This is a genomic window from Gilliamella sp. HK2, from assembly GCF_001690265.1.
Classification (GTDB): domain Bacteria; phylum Pseudomonadota; class Gammaproteobacteria; order Enterobacterales; family Orbaceae; genus Gilliamella; species Gilliamella apicola_C.
The window spans coordinates 1-1100 of the sequence record NZ_LZGV01000001.1 but is presented as its reverse complement, the minus strand read 5'-3'; the positions used below and the strand labels follow the sequence as shown (position 1 = coordinate 1100).

Annotated in this window: 1 protein-coding gene; it reads right to left on the bottom strand. The window is 39.5% G+C overall.

Annotation, left to right across the window (positions count from 1 at the left end):
• Positions 1-5 precede the first annotated feature (5 nt).
• Positions 6-1100: tetratricopeptide repeat protein (locus tag A9G45_RS00005; protein WP_141673543.1), on the bottom strand; the 1095-nt coding region annotated here is incomplete at its 5' end.

The window sequence follows — 1100 nt, the reverse complement described above, 5'->3', positions numbered from 1 at the left end:
CGCTTTTAATGCATTCTTAGTTCATCTTCTTCTATCGGTGGGTATCCTGACCATTCGCTAGGGTGATTGGACGCTCCCATTTTTAACGCGTATTTACGCCATAATTGCGCACGGGGAATATCTTGCTCTTCGCGTTTATAATAGTGACTTAACGACGTTATGATAATGTGATTGCCTTGAATGGCTTCTTTGGTCAATATGCGCTCTTTTAATGTTGATTGTTCGCCAACTGTATTGCCCAGTAATATATCAAAGGTGTCTCTTGGCCAAAGCGTAAAAGAGATAATTCGTGAACCATAGAGCATATTTAAATTGTAAAAATCTTTCAGATAAAAGAAATTATCATAGATCAAATCTTCATCGCACACCTTTTCATGAGCACTATATTGGGAGCGATATTTGGTTTTTTGGCGCTTCAATTGAGTATTAAAGTCATATCGATTAGACATTATTACATCAATCAATTGCCATAAGTTATCATCGGGCTGCAATTGATAAGCTTGCTCAAGTAAGGTAAAGGCTTTATATTCATCGACTTTGGTACCTAAGCCTTGCATATACATAAACGCTAATGTCCTTATTGCTGGGACAAACTGTTGGTTTGCTGCTTGTTCATAAAGCGTAAAGGCATGATTTTCATTTTTATCAACCCCAATACCAAACAGATAAAAATAAGCCAAATTGGTTTGCGCTAGGGCATGCCCTTGGTTGGCGGCTTTTTGGTACCATTCAATGGCTTTTTGTAAATCAGGCTCGACCCCTTGGCCATATTCACTCAAGGGGTAAACTCCACGGGGATAATATTCAATGGGTAAGCTCATTTTGTCGAATCGGGCAAATTGTGCTTCGATTTTAGGTAGTTCAGGGTCGATATTGTTGCCATTTTCGTCAAAAATATACAATCGAGGCGCTTTACCGCCTGATGCGTTTTCGTAAATATAACCAATACTATTTTGAGCATCGGCATTGCCTTGAGCAGCCGCTTTTTCAAACCAACTTAAAGCAATCGGAAAGTTGTTTAACTCATCACGGTACATTGAGCCTAAGTTATATTGTGCTTTAGCCAGTCCCTGAGCGGCCGCTTTTTCAAATAATAGCCG